This window comes from Ancylobacter sp. GW821-FHT10E12 (assembly GCF_058809335.1).
Genome location: NZ_JBXASN010000008.1, coordinates 205,683 through 224,434, shown reverse-complemented (window position 1 = coordinate 224,434; position 18,752 = coordinate 205,683). Strand labels below are relative to the sequence as shown.

Genomic DNA, 18,752 nt, shown 5'->3' with positions numbered 1-18,752 from the left:
GCCTCACCAGCGATACTTCAGGCCGGCGATGACGGTGCGGGGAGCGCCGAGATAGCAATAGCCGGCATCGCAGGTGGTGTATTCTTCGTCCAGCAGGTTCTGGGCGTTGACCTGGAAGCTCCAACCCTTGAGCCGCGCGTTGAGATACTCGAAATCGTAGCTCAGCTTGGCGTCGACGAGGGTATAGGCGTCGTTCTGGAAGGTGTTGAGCGAATCCCCCCAGGTGGCGCCGGTATAGCGCACGCCGGCGCCGATCCCGAGGCCCACGAGCTTGGAGCCGGGCTGGAACTGATAGTCGGCCCACAGCGCGAAGCTGTTCTCCGGCTGGCCGGACGGGACGAGACCGACCGTATCCGCGTTGCCGGCGGTGTTGACGATGTCGAGATAGGTGTAGGCGCCGCGTAGCTTCAGCCCTGCGCCGAGATTGGCCACCGCTTCCAATTCGAAGCCTCGCGCCCGCACCTCGCCGGTCTGCACCTGGTAGAGCGGGTTCTCGTCGTCGGTGACGAGGCCGTTCTCCTGGTCGATCTGGAACACCGAGGCGGCGAAATAGCCGTCGAAGCCGGTGGGGGCGAATTTCACGCCGCCCTCGATCTGCCGCGCCGTGGTCGGATCGAACGGATCGCCGTTGATGTCGACGCCGAGATTGGGCGCGAAGGAGGTCGAGTAGCTCACATAGGGCGCGATGCCGTTGTCGAACAGATAGGTGAGGCCGGCACGATAGGTGAACTCACCGTCGTCGATGTCCTCGGTGGTGTCGGCCAGAAGGTCGTCATCCGTGGTGTCGACCCAGTCCTGCCGGCCGGTGAGGGTCAGGATCCAGCGGTCGAACTGCGCCTGCTCCTGCACATAGAGGCCGATCTGGTTCTGCCGCTGGCGATAGCGCGCGGCGTTGAGATCGGGATCGGAGGTCGAACCGAGCGGCTGCCCGGTGTTCAGGTCGTAGTCGGCGGCGGTGCCGTAGCCGATGCCGCCATTGAGGGCGAGATAGGAATAGTCGAGCCCGACCAGCAGCTTGTGCTCGACGGCGCCGGTGGCGAACTTCGCCTCCACCTGGTTGTCGACGACGAAGCTGTCCAGATAATCGTGGACGAAGCCTGTGTAGCGGCTGGCGATGTTGGTCGTCTCGTCAACGGACGATGTGCCGGTGTAGCGCACCGAGGTGTTGGCGCTGCCGTAGCGCAGGTTCTGCCGGACCGTGAAGATGTCGTTGAGGTCGCGCTCGGCCAGATAGCCGACCCGGTACTGCTCCTGGTTCTGCGCGTTGTAGTCACCGTAATTCTTGCTGAAGGCATCGGTGCTGCTGCCGGTCCAGCCATAGAAGGGAAGCGAGGCCGGCGTCTCGGACTTCTGGTACTCGCCGAGGAAGGTGATGCGGGTCTCGTTGTTCGGGTTCCAGGTCAGCGCCGGGGCGATGAACGTCATGTCGTTGGTGCCGCCGTTATAGACGTTCGGCGAGTCGGCATCGCGCAGCAGGCCGGTCAGGCGGTAGAGCCAGGTGCCGTCCTTGTCGAGCGGGCCGCCGACATCGAACTGGCCCTGCAGCCAGTCATAGGTACCGGCCTGCAACTCGATCTCGCCGAAGGCCTCTTCGGTCGGGCGCTTGGAGGTGATGTCGACGAGGCCGCCCGGCGAGCCGAGGCCGTAGAGCGCCGAGCTCGGCCCGCGCAGCACGGTGATGTTCTCAACTCCATAGGGCTCGACCTTGAAGACCGACATGTTGGCGCCGGGCAGACGCAGCCCGTCGCGGTAGATGCCGTTATAGGTCGTGTCGAAACCGCGGATGGAGAAGGCGTCGTAGCGTGGGTCGTAGCCGCTCTGGCCGGTGCGCACGCCGGGGGTATAGGCCACCGCGTCGGTCAGCGTCTGCACATTGCGGTCGTCGAGCTCCTGGCGGGTGACGACCGAGACCGATTGTGGCGTCTCGATCAGCGGCGTGTCGGTCTTGGTGCCGGCGGTGCTGCGGGTGGCGACATAGCCGACCGTGCCGTTCGCCGCCCCCTGGACGTCGATGGTGTCGAGCTCGATGCCGACCGTCGTTCCGCCGGCGGTGCCCGATGCCGCCGGATCGACGATGGTGACGCGGTTCGGCGCCGTGAAGCGGTAGCTGAGGCTCGTGCCGCGCAGAAGGACTTCAAGCGCCTCGGGCGAGCTCATGGTGCCGGAGACCCCCGAGGAACGGCGGCCGCCGAATTTCGCGGTATCGAAGAATACCCGCACCCCGGCCTTCTGGGCGAAGGCGAGGATGGCGCTGTTGAGGTCCTGGGCGGGGATGTCGAAGGTGATCCGCGCCGGCGCCACGCTCGCCGCCTGCTGAGCCTGGGCATGGGCGGGCGCGACGAGGGCACCGAGAGCCGCGGCGAGCAAACCGAGCGCAAGAGCCTCGCGCGCCGCGCTGCCGAGATAGTGCTGCCGCAGGCGCCGCGCGCCGATATTCACCCGAAGCTTCATGGATCGATCTTCCTTCCCGGCCGATCGCGCGAGATGCGCGCCGCCTGCAGGAAGGAAGACAACTCAGGCGGCGAAGACCGTAAAAATTTCCGGCGTCCCGTAGAACAAATCAGTAAAGCACTGTGATCAGGGGATAAATCGAGCGGGCGCGCACGCCGAGCTCGCCGGTGATCGTCTCGATGGCATCGTCGAGGTCGCTGGTCGGGAACACGCCGCTGACCCGACGCTGGGCGAGCGCGCCATCGAAGATGACGATGCGGCCGCGACGGTAGCGGTTCAGCGTCTCCACGACATGGCCGAGCGACGCCCCGTCGAAGACCAGCAGCCCGCGCCGCCACGCGGTTGCCGTTTCGATGTCGCGCGTGCGGATCCGCCCGATGCCGACTCCCCTGCGGTAGCGCACCTCCTGGCCCGGCGACAGCACCACGCCTCGCCTTTCGCTCCCCTCTTCGAGCGCGACCTCGACCTGGTGCTCGACCGCGAGCACGTCCGCGCCTTCGCCGGCCTCCTCGATGACGAACTGCGTGCCGAGCGCGGTCGTGGTGCCGCCGGCCGCCTCGGCGACGAAGGGGCGCCTCTCGGTATCGGCACGCGGCGCCACGGCAAAGAAGACCTCGCCGGCGAGCAGCCGCACCCGGCGCTCGCTGTCGCTGAAATCGAGCGCGACGGCGCTCGACGGGCCGAGCTCGAGCGTGCTGCCGTCCGGCAGATGCACGGTGCGCAATTCGCCCGGCGCGGTCCGGTAGTCGGCGGCGACCAGCAGCCAGGGATCGCCGAGCTGATAGCGCGCAACACCGCCGGCGAGCACCAGGAGGCCGACCACCGCGCCGATCCGCGCCACCTTGCGCGCCGTCGAAGCGCGCCGGCGCGCCGGCACCATCGAGCGCAGCGGCCCCGGCTCATGTCGCAGCGTCGCAAGCTCGCGCCAGGTGAGGTTCGCCTCATCGAAGGCCGCACGATGTTCCGGGTCCTGCCCCAGCCACCCGCGCAGCGCAGCCTTTTCCGCATCGCTCAGCGGCGAGCCGTCGAGGCGTGCCACCCATTCGGCGGCACGCTGCTCGATCTCGACCGCGCGTTCCTCGCTGTCCGTCACCGCATGTTCCGTGAATCGATGCCCCTGCATCTCATAGGACAACCGAGCGGTACCAGGACCGTAAATTTTGCGATCAACGCGCCCGCAGATGCCGCGTCATGTGTGCGATGGCGGTGGCGAGATGCTTCTGCACCGCACTCTCGGAGATGTGGAGATGGCGCGCGACCTCGGCATGGGTGAGGCCGTCGATGCGATTGAGGACGAAGATCTGCCGGGTGCGGCACGGCAGGTCCTGCACCAGGGCGTAGACGCGTTCGAGCTGGAGCCGGGAATTGACCGCCTCTTCGGGCGACGGCTCGTCGGCCGCGATGTCGCCGAACGCCTCCGGCGCCACCGGATCGGTGCGCCGGCGGGCCTCCTGCTTCAGATGGTTGAGCAGCAGGTTGCGGGCGACGGTATAAAGATAGGCGCGAATATCCTGGATGCGGGCTTCCGGCCGCTCGATCACGTTCAGGAACGTGTCCTGCACGAGATCGCTGGCGACATGCCGGTCGCCGAGCCGGCGATAGAGATAGCGCTTGAGCTCCGACCCGTGGGTCGAGAAGACAAGCGACAGGTCTGGCTGCATAAGGAGAGCACCCACGATTCACATCACGATTTCGTGTAGGATAGATGTGTAACACGGGGCAGCCCGAGGAGTAAGGTCAGTCACCTCATATTATAATTGTTATAATTTGGATTTTCTGCCGGCAAATACCTGCAGTTCTTCTGATATTCATTCCAACACATCGCCATGTATTCGGAATGAAACCTTGCCCGGAAAGCGACGTGCCGACGTTTGGCTCGACGCCCTCCCCGCGCTCGCCGGCCACGACGAGGCCGTCGCCGAGGGACACCGGCGTCATCCCGATCCCGCGATCCGAAAACCCTCGGTCCACATGGTGGAAGTCTCGCGCGAGGGGCCGACCCCGTGCCCTCGTCGTGCGATCACCGCGCGATCAATACCGACCAAATTCCCTCGGCGGCATTCGCAGGCCGATCTACCGAAACACCAACGATATCATACTCTTTCGCTCCCGCACGAACGACACATGTCGTTGCGGCATGCTGTGCGGTGCCGAGTGGATACCTTTCGCGCACGCCCCGATCATGCTCTAGAATTGTGCGTCTCGGTCGCCACCACCACGAGAAGGGAGATTTCGCCATGAGCCGATCCCATTTCAAATCCCTGATGCTCGCCGCGCTGATGCTCGCCGCCTTCAGCCTGCCGGCGGCCGCGGAGATGGTCTATAACCGGGGCAATTCCGCCGATCCGGAATCCCTGGATCCGCACAAGACGTCAACGATCTACGAGTCCCATCTCCTGCGCGACCTCTTCGAGGGTCTCGTCATGCAGGATGCGACCTCGGGCCTCATTCCCGGCGCGGCTGAGAGCTGGACGGTTTCGTCAGACGGCACCGTCTACACCTTCAAGCTGCGGCCGGACGCCGTGTGGTCGAACGGCGCCCCGCTGACGGCGGAGGACTTCGTCTATTCATTCCAAAGGCTGCAGGATCCGGCCACCGGGGCGGAATACGCCTCCATGCTCTACGTGATCAAGAACGCCGAGGAGGTGAATACCAACAAGGCCAAGCCCGATACGCTGGGCGTGCGCGCCATCGACCCGAAGACGCTGGAGATCACCCTCAAATCGCCCACCCCCTATTTCCTCGAAATGCTGACGCACCAGTCGACCTATCCGGTCAACAAGGCGACGATCGACAAGCTCGGCGCCGACTGGATCAAGGCGGGCAATCTCGTCTCCAACGGGCCGTTCACCCTCGCCGAGTTCGTGCCGAACGACCACATCAAGCTGGTCAAGAACCCGAAATTCCACGCCGCCGGCGAGGTCAAGCTCGACGCCGTCAACTACGTCCCGACCGAGGACCGTTCCACCGCCATCAAGCGCTACGAGGCCGGCGAGCTCGATTCCAATGACGACCTACCGACCGAGCAGCTCGCCGACCTGAAGAAGAAATTCGGCGACCAAGTGAAGATCGGCCCCTATCTCGGCACCTATTACTACGCCATCAAGGGCGACAAGGCGCCCTGGAGCAATCCGAAGCTGCGCCAGGCGGTCTCGATGCTGATCGACCGCGACTTCCTCGCCGAAAAGGTGTGGCAGAACTCGATGCTGCCGGCCTATTCCATGGTGCCGCCCGGCATCGAGGGCTATACGCCCGCCGAGGCGGATTTCGCCAAGATGTCGCCCTTCGACCGCGAAGACGCGGCGAAGAAGGTGCTCGCCGAACTGGGCTACGGCCCCGGCAAGCCGCTGAAGCTGGAGATCCGCTACAACACCTCGGAGAACCACAAGAACACCGCGGTGGCGATCCAGGAGCAGCTCAAGCCGTTCGGCATCGAGGTCACGCTGGTCAACACCGATACCAAGACGCATTACGGCCTGCTGGAGCAGAAGGGCGACTATGATTTCGCCCGCGCCGGCTGGATCGCCGACTACAAGGACCCGGAATCCTTCCTCGGCATCTCGCGCAAGGCGAGCGGCAACAACTACTCGAACTTCGACAATCCCGAATTCGAGAAACGGATGGCCGAGGCCGCCGCCGAAGGCGGTGATCCCGCCGCCCGCATGAAGAAGCTCGCCGAGGCGGAAGCGGTTCTGGTCGATCAGGTCGGCAACATGCCGCTGCTCTATTACAGCTACCACAACATCGTCTCGCCCAAGCTGAAGGGCTGGGAGCCGAACGTGATGGACGTGCACCCCTCGCGCTTCATCAGCAAATGACCGGCCTCGCCTAACCGGCATCGCCGGCGGGCCACGGCCCGCCCTCCGGTCCCCTAGGCATGAGGACGAGAACCAGGTGGCACGCTATGTCCTGCGGCGGTTGCTGACCGCCATTCCGACGCTGTTCCTGATCGTGACGCTCTCGTTCTTCCTGCTGCGGGTGGCGCCGGGCGGGCCGTTCAGCCAGGAGCGCGGGCTGAGCCCGGAGGTGAAGGCCAATCTCGACCGCATCTACCGCCTCGACGACCCGCTATGGCAGCAGTACCTCTCCTATCTCGGCGATCTGCTGCACGGCAATTTCGGCCCGAGCTACAACCTGCCCGACTTCACCGTCGCCGACCTGTTCCGCGTCGGGCTGCCGGTCTCGATCCAGCTCGGCGCCTCCGCGCTGCTGCTGGCGCTCGTCCTCGGCTCGATCCTCGGCACGGTGGCGGCGCTGCACCAGAACGGCCGGGTGGACTATGCGGTCGTGGCGCTCGCCACTGCCGGCAGCACCATTCCCACCTTCGTCATCGCGCCGCTCTACCAGCTGGTCTTCGCGCTCACCCTCGCCTGGGTGCCGGTGGCGGGCTGGGGCGGCGGCGCGCTGGTCAACAAGATCGGCCCGGTGCTGACGCTCGCCTTGCCGCAGATCGCCATCGTCGCGCGACTGATGCGCGGCTCGATGATCGAGGCGCTGCACACCAACCATATCCGTACCGCTCGCGCACTGGGCCTCTCGAACATCTCGGTGGTGGTCAAGCACGCACTGCGCGGGGCGGTGCTGCCCATCGTCTCCTATGCCGGCCCCGCCGCCGCGGCGCTGCTCACCGGATCGGTGGTGGTGGAGAGCGTGTTCGCCATTCCCGGCGTCGGCCGCTATTTCGTCGATGCCGCGCTCAATCGCGATTATACGCTGGTCATGGGCACCGTGGTGCTGATCGCGGTGTTCGTCATCGTGTTCAATCTTGTGGTCGACCTGCTCTATGCCGTTGTCGATCCGCGGGTGCGCTATGAGTGAGGCGGCCGCGCCGGCGATTATCGGTAGCGGCCGCTCGCTCTGGGCCGATGCCTGGCGACGGCTCAAGGCCAATCGCGCCGCGGTGGTGAGCGCGGTCTATCTCGTGGTGATCGCGCTCGCCTGCCTCATCGGGCCGTTCTTCACCGGCCATGGCTACACGACGATCTACCAGGACTACGTCCGGGTGCCGCCCTCCTTCGCGCCCTATCCGAAGCCGGACGAGATCGCCGCGGCGATCGAGGAAACCGTGCGGCGGATGCGGGCCGATCTTGTCTCCTGGCACGAGGACGGCGACCGGGTGACGATCGCGGTGCGCTCGAGCCGCCCGATCGACCCGCGCGCCACCCGCTATTTCGACCGGTCGTCGAGCTTCGGCGATGCGCGTGTCGAGACCACCGGTGCCGACGGGCGGGAGATGACGCTGTCGGCCGCGCTGGCCCGGCATCATTTCCTGTTCGGCACCGACAATACCGGCCGGGACCTGCTCACCCGCACGCTGATCGCCGGCCGCGTCTCGCTCGCCATCGGCCTTCTCGCCGGCTTCGTCGCGGTGGTGATCGGCGTGCTCTACGGCGCCACCGCCGGCTATCTCGGCGGGCGCGTCGACGATCTGATGATGCGCTTCGTCGACATCCTCTATTCGCTGCCCTTCATCTTCCTCGTCATCATGCTGGTGGTGTTCTTCGGCCGGAATTTCGTGCTGATGTTCGTCGCCGTCGGCGCCGTGCAATGGCTGGACATGGCGCGCATCGTGCGCGGCCAGGCGTTGTCGATCCGCCGGCAGGAATATGTCCAGGCGGCGCTGGCGCTCGGTGTCTCGCCGGTCGGCATCCTGTGGCGCCATGTGATCCCGAACCTGCTCGGGCCGGTCGCGGTCTACATGACGCTGCTGGTGCCGCAGGTCATCCTCCTGGAGAGCTTCCTGTCCTATCTCGGGCTCGGCGTGCAGGAGCCGTTGACCAGCTGGGGCGTGCTGATCGCGCAGGGCGCCAAGAACATCCCCTCCGCCAACTGGCTGCTGATCTTCCCGTCGATCTTCCTGACCTCGACGCTGTTCGCCCTGAACTTCCTCGGCGACGGCCTGCGCGATGCGCTCGACCCGAAGGACCGCTGACATGGAGGCTCCACGGCACGGATCGGAAGCGCTGCTCGAACTCACCGACCTCGATGTCCGCTTCGAAACGCCGGACGGCGAGGTGCACGCGGTGCGCGGTGTCTCGCTGTCGCTCAAAGCCGGCGAGGTGCTGGCGGTAGTCGGCGAATCCGGGTCCGGCAAGAGCCAGACCATGATGGCGGTGCTCGGTCTCATCGCCCGCAACGGCCGCGTCTCCGGCAGTGCGCGCTATCGCGGCCGCGAACTGCTCGGCCTGCCGACCCGCGCGCTCAACGAGATACGCGGCGCGCGCATCGGCATGATCTTCCAGGAGCCGATGACCTCGCTCGACCCGCTCTACACCATCGGCAACCAGATCGCCGAGCCGCTGATGCGCCACCGCCGCATGGGCGCGAAGGCGGCGCGACAGCGGGCAGCGGAGCTGCTGGCCCTGGTCGGCATCCCCGAGCCGGCGCGACGGCTGCGCGCCTATCCGCACGAGCTCTCCGGCGGCCAGCGCCAGCGGGTGATGATCGCCATGGCGATCGCCAACGAGCCGGACGTGCTGATCGCCGACGAGCCGACCACCGCGCTCGACGTCACCGTGCAGGCGCAGATCATCGAGCTTCTCGCCTCGCTGCAGCGCCGCCTCGGCATGGCCATCGTCTTCATCACCCATGATCTCGGGCTGGTGCGTCGCTTCGCCGACCGGGTGGCGGTCATGCGTGCCGGCGAGGTGGTCGAGACCGGTGCGGCGGCCGAGGTGCTCGCCGCGCCGCGCCATCCCTATACGCGCATGCTGCTCGCCGCCGAGCCGACCGGCACCAAGACCGCCCCGCCCGACGATGCGCCGCATGTGATCGAGGCTCGCGACGTGCGCGTCATCTTCCACCTCGGCGGCGGCCTGTTCGCCGGCAAGCCGCTGGAAATTCGTGCGGTGGACGGCGTCGACGTCACGCTGCGGGAAGGCCAGACCATCGGCATTGTCGGCGAATCCGGCTCCGGTAAGTCGACGCTCGGACGCGCGCTCATCCGGCTGCTCGCCGCCCAAGGCGACATCAGCGTGCTCGGCCGGAATATTGGCGGGCTCGATGCCGGAGAGCTCAGGAAGCTTCGCCGGCAGGTGCAGATCGTCTTCCAGGATCCGTTCGGCTCGCTGCCGCCGCGCATGACCGTCGGCGAGATCGTCACCGAGGGCCTGCGGGTGCACGAGCCGAACCTCGACCGCCATACGCGCGACCGCAGGGCCGTCGCCGCGCTGGAAGAGGTGCAGCTCGATCCGGCGGCGCGCAACCGCTATCCCCACGAATTCTCCGGCGGCCAGCGCCAGCGCATCGCCATTGCCCGCGCCATCATCCTCAAGCCCCGCATCCTGGTGCTGGACGAGCCGACCTCGGCGCTCGACCGCTCGGTACAGAAGGGCATCGTCGAATTGCTGCGGCGGCTCCAGGCCGAGCACGGCCTGTCCTATCTCTTCATCAGCCACGACCTCGCGGTGGTGCGCGCGCTCGCCGACTGGATCATGGTGATGCGGGCGGGAAAGCTGGTCGAATCCGGTCCGACCGAGACCCTCTTCCACACCCCCGCCGCCAAATACACGCGCGAACTCATCACCGCCGCCTTCGGCGGGTCGGGGGATGGCGGCCTCGGGGCGCTGGACGCTCCCTCCGCATAGTCCCGCTCACTCCGCCGGCACCGCCTGCACCGGCTGCGCAGTAGCCACGCTTCCGCCGGCCAGCCGGCGCTGCAGCGCTGCCAGATAGAGATAGACCACCGGCGTCGTGTAGAGCGTCAGCACCTGGCTCAGCGCCAGCCCGCCGACCATGGCGTAGCCGAGCGGCTGGCGCAGCTCCGATCCGGTGCCGTGGCCGAGCATCAGCGGCACGCCGGCCAGCAGCGCCGCCAGCGTGGTCATCAGGATCGGCCGGAAGCGCAGCCGGCAGGCCTCGACGATCGCCTCCTCCGCTCTCATCCCGCGGTCGCGCTCGCCGGCAATGGCGAAATCGACCAGCATGATGCCGTTCTTCTTCACGATGCCGATCAGCAGGATGATGCCGATAATGCCGATCACCGACAGGTCGAAGCCGCCGCCCCACAAGGCCAGCAGCGCGCCGATGCCGGCCGAGGGCAGCGTCGACAGGATGGTCAACGGGTGCACGAAGCTCTCGTAGAGCACGCCGAGAATGACATAGACCGCGAACAGGGCGGCGGCGATCAGCGCCGGCTCGCTCGCCAGCGCGCTCTGGAACACCTGCGCGCTGCCCTGGAAACTGCCGGTCAGCGTCGAGGGTGCGCCAAGCTCGACAGATGCCGCGTTGATCGCCTGCACCGCCTCGCCGAGCGACACGCCGGGCTTCAGGTTGAAGGACAGCGTCACCGCCGGGAACTGCGCCTGGTGCGATACCGAGAGCGGCCCCACCGCCTTGGCGTCGACGGTCACGAAGGTCGAGAGCGGGATCGCCTCGCCGGAAGAGGGCGACTTCACATAGATCTGGTCCAGCGTGCCGATGCGCTTCTGCAGCTCCGGCGTCGCCTCGATGATCACCGAGTAGGAATCGAGCTGGGTGAAATATTGCGTCGCCTGCCGCTGGCCGAAGGCGTCGTTCAGCGTCGCGTCGATCAGCGTCGGCTGGATGCCGAAGCGGGCGGCGCGGTCGCGGTCGATGGTGATCTTGAGCTGCGGCGCGTTGCCCTGCTGGTCGCTGGATGCGTCGGCCAGTTGCGGCAACTCGCGCATCCGGGCGAGCAGCTTGGGCGCCCAGTTCTGCAATTCGTCGAGATCGACATCGGTCAGCGTGTACTGGTACTGCGCCCGCGACACCCGACCGCCGACGGTGATGTCCTGCGACGGCTGCAGGAACACGGCGGCGCCCGACACCTTGGCGAGCTTCGGCCGCAGCCGCTCGATCACCTGCGCGGCGCTGACGTCGCGCTCATCCCGCGGCTTCAGCGCGATGAAGAAGCGGCCATTATTGGTGGTATTGGCCCCGCCAGAGCCGAGCACCGAGCCGAAGGCGGCCACCGCGGGATCCTTGGCGATGACGGCGCCGAGCGCGGCCTGCAGCCGCTTCATCTCATCCGGCGAGACGTCCTGCGCCGCCTCGGAAAGCCCGGTGATCACGCCGATATCCTGCGTCGGGAAGAAGCCCTTCGGCACCGCCACGAACAGCCAGCCGGTCAAGGCGAGGGTGGTGAAGAACACCATCAGCGTGATGAAGCGGAACCGCAGCGCGACGGCAAGGGTCGCCATATAGAAGGCCAGGATGCCGTCGAACACCGCCTCCACCGCGCGGTAGAGCCGGCCATGCTCATGCGGCGGGGCTTTCAGGAAGCGCGAGCACAGCATCGGCGTCAGCGTCAGCGACACCACCGCCGAGACCGCGATGGCGGCGGTGACGGTCAGCGCGAATTCGCGGAACAACCGCCCGACAATGCCGCCCATCAGCAGCAGCGGGATGAACACCGCCACCAGCGAGATGCTGATCGACAGCACGGTGAAGCCGATCTCCCGCGCGCCCTTCATCGCCGCCTGGAAGGCGGGCTCGCCGTCCTCCATGTGGCGCACGATGTTCTCGACCACGACGATGGCGTCGTCGACCACGAAGCCGACCGCGATGGTCAGCGCCATCAGCGAGAGGTTGTCGAGGCTGAAACCCATCGCGTACATCAGCGCCGCACTGCCGGCGAGCGAGATCGGCACCACCACCGCCGGGATCAGCGTCGCCCGCACATCGCGCAGGAACACCAGGATGACCATCACCACGAGGCCGATGGTCAAGGCGAGGGTAAATTCGACGTCCTCCACCGAGGCGCGGATGGTGGTGGTGCGGTCGACGACGGTGTCGAGCGTGATGCCGGCCGGGATGATGCCGTCGAGCTTGGGGAGGATGTCCTTGATGGCGTCCACCGTCTCGATGACATTGGCGCCGGGCTGCTTGAAGATCAGCAGCACCACCGCCGGCTTGCCGGTGCTCCATGCCGCGACATTGACGTTTTCCGGGCCTTCCACCGCATGGCCGACATCGCGCACCCGGATCGGCGCGCCGTTGCGATAGGCGAGGATGACGTCGTCATAGGCGGCCGGCTGGGTGATCTGGTCGTTGGCGGAGATGGTGAAGCTGCGCGCCGTGCCGTTGATGGCCCCCTTCGCCGCCTGCGCGGTCGAGGATGCGAGCGTGGTGCGCACATCCTCGAAGGTGAGCCCGCTGGAGGCGAGCCGGGCGGGGTCGAGCTGGATGCGCACCGCGCGCTTCTGCTCGCCGCCGATCACCACCTGCGCTACGCCCTGCACCTGCGACAGGCGCTGGGCGAGGATATTGTCGGCGACATCGTCGACATCGATCATCGGCATCGTGTCGGAATGCGCGGCGAGGATCATGATCGGACTGTCGGCCGGGTTGACCTTGCGATAGCTCGGCGGCGAGGTCAGGTCGTCCGGCAGCTGGCGCAGCGCCGCGGTGATCGCCGCCTGCACGTCCTGCGCCGCCGCGTCGATGTCGCGGGTGAGCGCGAATTGCAGCGTGATCGAGGTCGAGCCCAGCGTCGAGGTCGACGTCATCTGGTCGAGGCCGGCGATCTGGCCGAAGCGCCGTTCCAGCGGCGAGGCGACGGCGGAGGCCATGGTGTCCGGGCTGGCGCCGGGCAAGGTGGCGGAGACCTGGATGGTCGGGAAGTCGACCTGCGGCAGCGGCGCTACCGGCAGCAGCGGATAGGCGACGACGCCGAGCACGGCGAGTGCCAGCATCAGAAGGCAGGTGGCGACCGGGCGCTGGATGAATGGGGCCGAGAGGTTCACCGCGGGCTCCTCACTGGCTGATCGCGATGGGAGCGCCGTCGGCCACATCCTTGCCGACAGGGTCGGCGATGGTGACACGCGCATTCGGCCGCAGCCGGTACTGTCCGTTGATCACCACCTGCTCGCCGACCTCCAATCCCTTGGTCACCACGGCCTGTCCGTCCGCCACCGCACCGGTCTCGATCGGCCGTACCGTCGCGGCGCCACCCTCGCCGACCACCCAGGCGAATAGCCCGTCCGGCCCGCGCTGGACGGCGGCGTTCGGCACGGTGGTGACGCCCGTGAGCGTGTCGACCGACAACGCGACATGGACGAAGGCGCCCGGCCAGAGCTTTTCGTCCTCGTTGGGAAATACCGCCTTCAACCGCAAGGTGGCGGTGCTGGCATCGATCTGGTTGTCGACCACGGCAAGGGTGCCGGTGCCCAGCACCGCGCCGTCCTGCCGGGTGGCCACCGCGGTCACCGAACCGCGGGCGGCAGCCTCGCGCACGGCGTCGAGGTCTTTTTCCGGCAGCGAGAACACCACCGCGACCGGCTGCAACGTCGCCAGCACCGCGATTGGGGTGGTGTCGCTCGAATGCACGATATTGCCGGCATCGAGCTGGCGGATGCCCATCCGCCCATCCACCGGCGCGGTGATGGTGGTGTAGTCGAGGCTGGTCTGCGCGCTCTCCACCGCCGCCTCGTCGGCGACGATGGTCGCCTTGAGCTGGTCGACGGTGGCCTGCTGCTGGTCGAGCTGCTGCCGGCTGGAATAGTCCTTCTGCACCAGCGCGATATAGCGGGTGAGATCGGCCTGCGCCCCGCGCAGCTGCGCCTCGTCCTTGGCCTTGGCGGCGCGGGCCTGGTCGAGATTGGCCTGGGCCAGCCGCGCGTCGAGGCGCGCCAGCACGTCGCCGGCCTTCACCTTCTGGCCCTCGGTGAAGTCGACCGATTGCAGCGTGCCGTCGACCCGCGCATGGATGTTGACGGTCTGCGAAGCCTGCACCGTGCCGAGGCCGCTCAGCACCACCGCCACGTCGCGCGGCTCGGCGCGGGCGACGCGCACCGTCACCGGCTGGTTGCGGGCCGAGGTTGCGGTGGCGGGCGGCGCGGCGGCGCGGCCCTCCCGCCACGCGTAGACGCCTCCCCCGGCCGCGAGCAAGGCGACGAGTAACGAGGCCCAGACGCCGAGCTTGCGTGACACCCTCGTTGCCGGCTCGACCATCCCTGCTACTCCGTCGCCTGATCCAGCCGCTATCTTGCACCGCAACGCACCGCCGCAGGATTAAATCTTGTTCAGCATCAGGACGTTAGGTAAGGTCGGCGAAGGACCTGTCATTCCTGGGACGAGGCCGGCCGTCCCCGCCATGCCGGCGGCCGACAGCACGGGGATTTGCGCCCACGGGCAGAGGAGCGCGTGATCCAGCATCCGCTCCGGCCGTTTAGTCGATGATCCTCGCGCATGGCGCGTGAAGCAGGATTGAATGCGTGACTATTGGCTGGCGCGCCCGACTCTGACAAAAGTTGCGCTCCGAACATCTCGCAGTTACATAGCGCCATGAAAATCAACGACACGTTCGAAGACCGCCGCAAGACCGCCGCAACCGCTAAGGCCAGGCTGCTCGCCAACCTCGCCGCCCGGCCCAGCGCCGACGACCCCGCCGTGATCGCCCGCGCCGCCGAGCGCAAGGCGATCGAGGAGGCCCGGATCGCCCGGCAGGCCGCCCGCCAGGAAGCGGCGGCCGCCGCCGAGGTCGCCCGCCGGGAAGCCGCCGCCGCTGCGGAAGCTGACGCCAAGGCCCGGCGCGACGAGCGCTACGCTGCGCGCAAGCGCCGCGCTGGCGGCAAGTAAGCGCGGCGACAGCAATCGAGCGCGACGGCCATGATTTCCGGCCGCCGCGACTTCGTCCATCCACGCCGAAGCGACAGCACCGACAATACGCCTCCGACAGGTGGCGGCACCTTGCCCCCAATGCCGGCATCGGCACCATCAGGAGCAGGCCTCATGCGCAGTCCGATCACGCGCCGCCCGGGTGGCTCCGTCCGCGACATGGCGGAAGCAGCCTTCAAGACCGCGACGACCAAGCCGGCGGCCGAAGCCCCGGCCCCGAAGGCGCCCGCGATTCCGAATGCCAAGGAGCAGGTCTCGATCCGCCTCGACCGCGACGTACTGGAACATTTCCAGCGGGATGGCGCCGGTTGGCAGGAGCGCATCAACGCCGCCCTGCGCAAGGCCGCCGGCCTGTAGGGTCTCCTCGCGCATTGTGCGAGATCGACGATGGCGGCGAGCATGCCCCGAACCACCGTCGCAGGCTTGGGCCTTGTCTATTTGTTCCATATCTGTTCTAGTTCGCCACATTGAATCGCTGCCGCCCGAAATAGGTCGGGCGCGATCGGAGAGATGGCGTGGCAATCGAAACGATCTATGTCGTGCAAGCCTTCAAGGCCGGTGCTCGCGGCGCATTGAGGGCGGAGCCGCCGAACAGCGTGCGCAACGAGGCCATGGCGATCCGTACCGCCGAGCGACTGGCTGGAGCGAAAGCCGGGGTGGTGGCCTTTTCGACTTCCGGCGATGCCGAGACCGGCGAATTCGACGACGAACCGAAGATCCTGTTCAAGGCTGGCCGACTGCCGGCACAGTTCAGCGACGAGGTTTAAGTCCGCGCGGAGCGATAAGCGCTGCCGGGCCGTCGCTATCGGCACATCGGCAGGCTTGGAGGCCGACGCCGATATCGGGGCGATCGCGGTATCGATTCGGCCTGCGAGAGCCAGGCGAAAGCGACGAAGCCGGAAACCGCCAGGATCCGGCTCGGCGTCATATGGGCTGAGCCTCGCCTTCCGAGCTGCACCTTCGCCAATCTGGCCGTGTTTCACGTCTTGGCGAGGCCGGACGATCTGCTGCTGGCCCTGACCGACGCGCGTGAGGACCATCTCAGCCAGCGACGCAGCGGCACCCCGGAACTCGCCGGGTCGAGGATCGAGGACCTTCCGTTCAACAGGACGGATTGTGGTCCCGATACCCATCGGGCGACCGATCTGGTGCGGCAGCGGCGTCTGGTCCTGCTCGGCCGTTCCGTAATGGTGATGCCCGACGATATTGCCGCGGTTACAGAGATGGCGCGCGAGGTCGGCGCGACGACCATCTTCGACGCATTGCACGTCGCCGGGCTCATTGCGGGAGGTACCCTCCCTAATTCACCGGCACTGAGCGTCGATATCCTGACGAGCTCTTTTCGGTACAACCTTAGTGTCGGTTCTGGCGCTGGCAGACCATGCGCACCATCACCATGGTCCTCCCCTGACCGCTGCCGGGTCGCCGGCAACGGTCAGGGGCGTTCAGTAAGGATCAGACCAGATCGAAGCGATCGAGGTTTGTCACCTTCGTCCACGCGGCAACGAAGTCGTTTACGAACTTCGCCCGGACATCCGAGCTGGCATAAACCTCGGCTAGAGCGCGCAGCACCGAGTTCGAGCCGAACACGAGGTCGGCGCGGGTACCGGTCCACTTGATCTCGCCCGACTTGCGGTCGTGGCCCTCGAACACATTCTTGTCGTCGCCGGCCATCTTCCACTGCGTGCTCATGTCGAGCAGGTTGACGAAGAAGTCATTCGTCAGCGCGCCCGGCCGGCTGGTCAGGACGCCATGGGTGGAGCCGTCGACATTGATGTTGATCGCACGCAGGCCGCCAATGAGCACGGTCAGCTCGGGAGCGGTCAGGGTCAGCAGTTGCGCCTTGTCGATCAGCGCCACCTCGGCCGGGACATGGAGCGAAGGCTTCTGATAGTTGCGGAAGCCGTCCGCCTGCGGCTCCATCACGTCAAAGGCGTGGATGTCGGTCTGAGCCTGGGAGGCGTCGGTGCGGCCCGGTGCGAACGGAACCGTCACGTCATGGCCGGCCGCCTTCGCCGCCTGCTCGACGCCAGCATTGCCTGCGATCACGATCAGGTCGGCGAGCGAGACCTTTTTGCCGCCGGCGGCGGCGCGGTTGAACTCGAACTGGATGCCTTCCAGCACATGCAGCACCTTGGCGAGCTGCAGCGGCTGGTTGACCTCCCAGTCCTTCTGCGGGCTGAGACGCACGCGCGCGCCGTTGGCGCCGCCACGCTTGTCGCCGCCGCGGAAGGTGGAGGCCGATGCCCACGCGGTGCCGACGAGCTCGGAGACCGGGAGACCAGCTTCCAGCACCTTGGCCTTGAGGGTGGCGACGTCCGCCTCGTCGATCAGCGCATGATCGGCGGCCGGCACGTTGTCCTGCCAGATCAGTTCTTCCTTCGGCACTTCCGGGCCGAGATAGCGCGCGCGGGGGCCGAGATCGCGGTGGGTCAGCTTGAACCAGGCGCGGGCGAAGGCCTCGGCGAAGGCCTGCGGGTTCTGCAGGAAACGACGCGAGATTTTCTCGTAGACCGGGTCGAAGCGCAACGACAGGTCCGTCGTCAACATGGTCGGCTTGTGCTTCTTCGATGGATCGTGGGCGTTCGGGATGACGTCCTCGGCGTCCTTCGCCTCCCACTGGATCGCGCCGGCGGGGCTGCGGGTCTGCACCCATTCGAACTTGAACAGGTTCTCGAAGAAGAAGTTGCTCCACTGCACCGGCGTCTGCGTCCAGGTAACCTCAAGGCCGCTGCCGATGGCGTCCGCGCCGGAGCCCGAGCCGAAGCTGCTGGCCCATCCAAGACCCTGCGCCTCGAGCGCCGCAGCCTCCGGATCCGGTCCCTTGTAGGACTCGGCCGAGGCGCCATGGGTCTTGCCGAAGGTGTGGCCGCCGCCGATCAGCGCGACGGTTTCCTCATCGTTCATCGCCATGCGGGCGAAGGTCTCGCGGATGAACGCCGCCGCCGAAATCGGGTCGCCATTGGCGTTCGGGCCTTCCGGATTGACGTAGATCAGGCCCATCTCGGTGGCCGAGAGCGGGGCCTCGAACTTGTCGAGCGCGCGATGCGTCAGCCAGGCCGTCTCCGAACCCCAGTTGACGTCGAGATCCGGCTCCCAAGTGTCAGCGCGGCCGGCGGCGAAGCCAAAAGTGCGGAAGCCCATCGTCTCCAGCGCAACGTTGCCGGTGAGGATCATGAGATCCGCCCAGGAAATCTTCTGGCCGTACTTCTGCTTGATCGGCCACAGCAGGCGGCGGGACTTGTCGATGTTGACATTGTCCGGCCAGCTGTTGAGCGGGGCGAAGCGCTGCTGGCCGCGGCCGCCGCCGCCACGGCCGTCCGCGAGGCGATAGGTGCCAGCGCTGTGCCAGGCCATGCGGATGAACTGCGGGCCATAATTGCCGAAGTCGGCCGGCCACCAGTCCTGCGAGTCGGTCATCAGCTTGCGCAGGTCGTTCTTCAGCTCCTCATAGTCGAGCTTCGCGAACTCCTCGCGATAATCAAACGTCGGATCCAGCGGATCGGATTTGGACGAGTGCTGGCTCAGCAAGTCGACACGCAGCTGGCTGGGCCACCAGTCGCGGTTCTGGGTGCCGCTTGTCCCGTGAGCGACCGGGCATTTTCCCGTGCTGCCGTCATTCGTCTCGCTCATGTTCTTCTCCGATCGAGGCTTCGCTGCGCTACTCAGTGGGCGAACCGACGGCACGCACAGGAACCAGATCCCATGTCATGGTCAGCCCG

The 18,752-nt window shown here is 66.8% G+C and carries 12 protein-coding genes and 1 pseudogene; 7 read left to right on the top strand and 6 right to left on the bottom strand.

What is annotated here, in order from left to right:
* Nucleotides 1–3: 3 nt before the first annotated feature.
* From AC1RU4_RS13225 to AC1RU4_RS13215, 3 genes are all read right to left on the bottom strand, one after another.
* Nucleotides 4–2,451: a TonB-dependent siderophore receptor gene (locus AC1RU4_RS13225; protein ID WP_492891546.1), complete on the bottom strand. Its 2,448-nt coding sequence runs from the start codon at nucleotides 2,449–2,451 to the stop codon at nucleotides 4–6.
* A 109-nt stretch (nucleotides 2,452–2,560) separates the two neighbouring features.
* Nucleotides 2,561–3,544 (bottom strand): FecR family protein, encoded by a 984-nt coding sequence (locus AC1RU4_RS13220; RefSeq protein WP_492891545.1) that lies wholly within the window; start codon nucleotides 3,542–3,544, stop codon nucleotides 2,561–2,563.
* Nucleotides 3,545–3,617: 73 nt separating this feature from the next.
* On the bottom strand, nucleotides 3,618–4,127 hold the full coding sequence (locus AC1RU4_RS13215) for an RNA polymerase sigma factor (protein ID WP_492891544.1): 510 nt from the start codon (nucleotides 4,125–4,127) through the stop codon (nucleotides 3,618–3,620).
* A 561-nt stretch (nucleotides 4,128–4,688) separates the two neighbouring features.
* On the opposite strand from AC1RU4_RS13215, the gene AC1RU4_RS13210 reads away from it, so the two are divergent.
* The 4 genes from AC1RU4_RS13210 to AC1RU4_RS13195 all read left to right on the top strand — a co-directional run bounded on the left by AC1RU4_RS13210 (nucleotide 4,689) and on the right by AC1RU4_RS13195 (nucleotide 10,037).
* Nucleotides 4,689–6,269 carry a peptide ABC transporter substrate-binding protein gene (locus AC1RU4_RS13210; protein WP_492891543.1) on the top strand — a complete coding sequence of 527 codons (1,581 nt, stop codon included), beginning with the start codon at nucleotides 4,689–4,691 and terminating at the stop codon, nucleotides 6,267–6,269.
* Nucleotides 6,270–6,345: 76 nt separating this feature from the next.
* Nucleotides 6,346–7,269 carry an oligopeptide ABC transporter permease OppB gene (oppB, locus tag AC1RU4_RS13205; RefSeq protein ID WP_492891542.1) on the top strand — a complete coding sequence of 308 codons (924 nt, stop codon included), beginning with the start codon at nucleotides 6,346–6,348 and terminating at the stop codon, nucleotides 7,267–7,269.
* A complete protein-coding gene (locus AC1RU4_RS13200; RefSeq protein WP_492891541.1) occupies nucleotides 7,262–8,383 on the top strand; it encodes an ABC transporter permease in 1,122 nt (373 codons plus the stop codon). Before oppB ends, AC1RU4_RS13200 begins: the two co-directional genes overlap by 8 nt.
* A gap of 1 nt (nucleotide 8,384) precedes the next feature.
* Nucleotides 8,385–10,037: an ABC transporter ATP-binding protein gene (locus AC1RU4_RS13195; protein WP_492891540.1), complete on the top strand. Its 1,653-nt coding sequence runs from the start codon at nucleotides 8,385–8,387 to the stop codon at nucleotides 10,035–10,037.
* Nucleotides 10,038–10,043: 6 nt separating this feature from the next.
* Here the strand turns inward: AC1RU4_RS13195 and AC1RU4_RS13190 are convergent, their stop codons facing one another.
* On the bottom strand, nucleotides 10,044–13,205 hold the full coding sequence (locus AC1RU4_RS13190) for a multidrug efflux RND transporter permease subunit (RefSeq protein ID WP_492891613.1): 3,162 nt from the start codon (nucleotides 13,203–13,205) through the stop codon (nucleotides 10,044–10,046).
* On the bottom strand, nucleotides 13,168–14,364 hold the full coding sequence (locus AC1RU4_RS13185; protein ID WP_492891539.1) for an efflux RND transporter periplasmic adaptor subunit: 1,197 nt from the start codon (nucleotides 14,362–14,364) through the stop codon (nucleotides 13,168–13,170). The genes AC1RU4_RS13190 and AC1RU4_RS13185 overlap by 38 nt, the downstream gene beginning before the upstream one ends.
* A gap of 333 nt (nucleotides 14,365–14,697) precedes the next feature.
* Here AC1RU4_RS13185 and AC1RU4_RS13180 point away from each other — a divergent pair, with 333 nt between their 5' ends.
* The 3 genes and pseudogenes from AC1RU4_RS13180 to AC1RU4_RS13170 form a co-directional block, all read left to right on the top strand.
* Nucleotides 14,698–14,991, top strand: a complete 294-nt coding sequence (locus AC1RU4_RS13180) for a DUF6481 family protein (protein ID WP_492891538.1) — start codon at nucleotides 14,698–14,700, stop codon at nucleotides 14,989–14,991.
* Nucleotides 14,992–15,144: 153 nt separating this feature from the next.
* Complete coding sequence (locus AC1RU4_RS13175) at nucleotides 15,145–15,387, top strand: BrnA antitoxin family protein (protein ID WP_492891537.1); 243 nt, start codon at nucleotides 15,145–15,147, stop codon at nucleotides 15,385–15,387.
* A 431-nt stretch (nucleotides 15,388–15,818) separates the two neighbouring features.
* A pseudogene (locus tag AC1RU4_RS13170) lies at nucleotides 15,819–16,313 on the top strand (hypothetical protein); the annotation flags it as partial.
* Nucleotides 16,314–16,485: 172 nt separating this feature from the next.
* Here AC1RU4_RS13170 and katG read toward each other — a convergent pair.
* Nucleotides 16,486–18,663, bottom strand: a complete 2,178-nt coding sequence (gene katG, locus AC1RU4_RS13165) for a catalase/peroxidase HPI (protein WP_492891536.1) — start codon at nucleotides 18,661–18,663, stop codon at nucleotides 16,486–16,488.
* Nucleotides 18,664–18,752 lie beyond the last annotated feature (89 nt).

Coding starts and splice junctions, on each gene's coding strand:
- AC1RU4_RS13225 (WP_492891546.1), bottom strand. CDS start 2,451: ATGAAGCTTCGGGTGAATATCGGCGCGCGGCGCCTGCGGCAGCACTAT.
- AC1RU4_RS13210 (WP_492891543.1), top strand. CDS start 4,689: ATGAGCCGATCCCATTTCAAATCCCTGATGCTCGCCGCGCTGATGCTC.
- AC1RU4_RS13200 (WP_492891541.1), top strand. CDS start 7,262: ATGAGTGAGGCGGCCGCGCCGGCGATTATCGGTAGCGGCCGCTCGCTC.
- AC1RU4_RS13195 (WP_492891540.1), top strand. CDS start 8,385: ATGGAGGCTCCACGGCACGGATCGGAAGCGCTGCTCGAACTCACCGAC.
- AC1RU4_RS13190 (WP_492891613.1), bottom strand. CDS start 13,205: ATGTGGCCGACGGCGCTCCCATCGCGATCAGCCAGTGAGGAGCCCGCG.
- AC1RU4_RS13185 (WP_492891539.1), bottom strand. CDS start 14,364: ATGGTCGAGCCGGCAACGAGGGTGTCACGCAAGCTCGGCGTCTGGGCC.
- AC1RU4_RS13180 (WP_492891538.1), top strand. CDS start 14,698: ATGAAAATCAACGACACGTTCGAAGACCGCCGCAAGACCGCCGCAACC.
- AC1RU4_RS13175 (WP_492891537.1), top strand. CDS start 15,145: ATGCGCAGTCCGATCACGCGCCGCCCGGGTGGCTCCGTCCGCGACATG.
- katG (WP_492891536.1), bottom strand. CDS start 18,663: ATGAGCGAGACGAATGACGGCAGCACGGGAAAATGCCCGGTCGCTCAC.